Genomic DNA, 3308 nt, shown 5'->3' with positions numbered 1-3308 from the left:
GTGAGGGGGTGTTCCGGCTTGGGAGGGGCTCGCGGCCCATCAGCTTGTTGGTGCGGTAGTGGCGTACCAAGGCGATGACGGGTAGCCGGCCTGAGAGGGTGATCGGCCACACTGGGACTGAGACACGGCCCAGACTCCTACGGGAGGCAGCAGTGGGGAATTTTGCGCAATGGGCGAAAGCCTGACGCAGCGACGCCGTGTGGGGGAGGACGGCCTTCGGGTTGTAAACCTCTTTCGGCCCTGACGAATGTGACGGTAGGGGCTAAAGAAGCGCCGGCTAACTACGTGCCAGCAGCCGCGGTAATACGTAGGGCGCGAGCGTTGTCCGGATTTACTGGGCGTAAAGGGCTCGTAGGCGGTTTGTCGCGTCGGTCGTGGAAATGTCCGGCTTAACTGGGCACGTGCGGCCGATACGGGCAGACTCGAGGGCGGTAGGGGCAAGCGGAATTCCTGGTGTAGCGGTGAAATGCGCAGATATCAGGAGGAACACCGATGGCGAAGGCAGCTTGCTGGGCCGTTCCTGACGCTGAGGAGCGAAAGCATGGGTAGCGAACAGGATTAGATACCCTGGTAGTCCATGCTGTAAACGTTGGGCGCTAGGTGTGGGGACCATTCTTGGTGTCCGTGCCGTAGCTAACGCATTAAGCGCCCCGCCTGGGGAGTACGGCCGCAAGGCTAAAACTCAAAGGAATTGACGGGGGCCCGCACAAGCGGCGGAGCATGTGGATTAATTCGATGCAACGCGAAGAACCTTACCTGGGTTTGACATACACCGGATTGCCTCAGAGATGGGGTTTCCCTTGTGGCTGGTGTACAGGTGGTGCATGGCTGTCGTCAGCTCGTGTCGTGAGATGTTGGGTTAAGTCCCGTAACGAGCGCAACCCTTGTCCTGTGTTGCCAGCAGTTCGGCTGGGGACTCGCGGGAGACTGCCGGGGTCAACTCGGAGGAAGGCGGGGACGACGTCAAGTCATCATGCCCCTTATGTCCAGGGCTTCACACATGCTACAATGGCCGGTACAGAGGGTGGCGAGACCGTGAGGTGGAGCGAATCCTTGAAAGCCGGTCTCAGTTCGGATCGGGGTCTGCAACTCGACCCTGTGAAGTCGGAGTCGCTAGTAATCGCAGATCAGCAGTGCTGCGGTGAATACGTTCCCGGGCCTTGTACACACCGCCCGTCACGTCATGAAAGTCGGTAACACCCTAAGCTCATGGTCCAACCACACGTCGGTGTGGGGGGCGTGGTCGAAGGTGGGACTGGCGATTGGGACGAAGTCGTAACAAGGTAGCCGTACCGGAAGGTGCGGCTGGATCACCTCCTTTCTAAGGAGCTTTTTCACACACGGCACTGGCTTGTGGGGAGGTTCCCTGTGGGCGGGGTGTCCGTGGCGCGTGTGCGGCACTGTTGGGTTCTCTAGGGGCACACCCCTGCTGGTGGGAGCATTCTGTGTGGGTGTTTCCGCTGGTGTGGTGTGGTCTGGTGGTTGGTTGAGAACTGTATAGTGGTGGCGAGTATCTTTTTTTGCTTGCTTGTTGTGGTGTGTGTCTGCTGGGCGTTGTGTTGGGTGTGTGTCGTGTTGGTAGGCGTACGGTGGATGCCTGGGCACCAGATGCTGATGAAGGACGTGGGAGGCCGCGATAGGCCTGGGGGAGTTGTCAACCGAGCTGTGATCCCAGGGTGTCCGAATGGGGTAACCTGGCCGGGGTGATGCCCGGTCACCGGTGTCTGAAGAGATTAGGGCGCCGGGGGGCACGTGGGGAACTGAAACATCTCAGTACCCGCAGGAAGAGAAAACAAGATGTGATTCCCTCAGTAGTGGTGAGCGAACGGGGAGGATGGCTAAACCATCCGCGTGTCAAGCCGGTGGGTGTTGCGCGGGTGGGGTTGTGGGAGCGCCTGGTCACTACCACCGTGGTGGCGCTGGGTGTGTGGTGTTAGCCGAAGGTGTTGGAAGGCACTGGCGGAGTGGGTGAGACCCCCGTAGGTGAAGGCATCGCATGCTCTGGTGGGGCGTGGTCCCGAGTAGCGCGGGACTCGTGCAATCTCGTGTGAATCGGCCAGGACCGCCTGGTAAGCCTGAATACGTCTGGTGACCGATAGTGGATGTGTACCGTGAGGGACTGGTGAAAAGTACCCCGGGAGGGGAGTGAAAGAGTTCCTGAAACCGTGCGCTGTTAAACCGTCAGAGCATGCCCTGGTGGTGTGTGATGGCGTGCCTTTTGAAGAATGAGCCTGCGAGTTAGTGGTGCGTGGCGAGGTTAACCCGTGTGGGGGAGCCGGAGCGAAAGCGAGTCTGAACAGGGCGAGACAGTCGCGTGCTCTAGACCCGAAACCGAGTGAGCTACCCGTGGCCAGGGTGAAGCGCGGGTAAGACCGTGTGGAGGCCCGAACCCACCAGGGTTGAAAACCTGGGGGATGAGCTGTGGGTAGGGGTGAAAGGCCAATCAAACTCGGAGATAGCTGGTTCTCCCCGAAATGCATTTAGGTGCAGCGTCGCGTGGTGCTTGGTGCAGGTAGAGCGACTGGATGGCTGATGGCCCCGGTGGGGGTACTGACGTCAACTAAACTCCGAATGGCATCAACGTTGACAGCGTGGCAGTGAGTCCGTGGGGGAGAAGCTCCATGGTCGAGAGGGAAACAGCCCAGATCACCGGCTAAGGCCCCGAAGTGTGTGCTGAGTGGAAAAGGATGTGGGATTGCCGAGACAACCAGGAGGTTGGCTTAGAAGCAGCCATCCTTGAAAGAGTGCGTAACAGCTCACTGGTCAAGTGATCCTGCGCCGATAATGTAGCGGGGCTTGTAAGTACACCGCCGAAGCCGTGACACAGCAGCCTGGTGGTTGTTGTGGGTAGGGGAGCGTCCCGCACGCCGGTGAAGCCGCGGTGCAAACCTGTGGTGGAGGGTGTGGGAGTGAGAATGCAGGCATGAGTAGTGCATGGGCAGTGAGAATCTGTCCCGCCGGAAGACCAAGGGTTCCAGGGCCAGGTTGTTCCGCCCTGGGTGAGTCGGATCCTAAGGCGAGGCCGTCAGGCGTAGTCGACAGGACAACGGGTTGATATTCCCGTACCCGCGTGGCACCGCCCCATACCAGCCCCCATGCTTTCTTCGCCAGCCGGTGGCCGGTGGTGTCTGGATTCGTTCCGGCCGGTGGCTGCTGGTGGTGTTGACTGGTGGGTGTGCTGGGCAGCGAGGGGGTGACGCAGGAGGGTAGCCCATCCCGGGCGATGGTTGTCCCGGGGTAACGGTGTAGCACGCAGGTCCAGGCAAATCCGGGCCTGTGCAGGTGTGAGACCGGATGCCGAGCCGGTG

Annotated in this window: 2 rRNA genes; both read left to right on the top strand. The window is 60.3% G+C overall.

Annotation, left to right across the window (positions count from 1 at the left end):
- Window positions 1-1321 (top strand): 16S ribosomal RNA (locus ACOQFL_RS22795); the annotation flags it as partial.
- A 245-nt stretch (window positions 1322-1566) separates the two neighbouring features.
- Window positions 1567-3308 (top strand): 23S ribosomal RNA (locus ACOQFL_RS22790); the annotation flags it as partial.

It is taken from the genome of Actinopolyspora sabaoui (assembly GCF_051225635.1).
In the GTDB taxonomy this organism is placed as follows: Bacteria; Actinomycetota; Actinomycetes; order Mycobacteriales; family Pseudonocardiaceae; genus Actinopolyspora.
The sequence above is the reverse complement of the archived record's forward strand: the minus strand, read 5'-3'. Positions and strand labels throughout refer to the sequence as shown.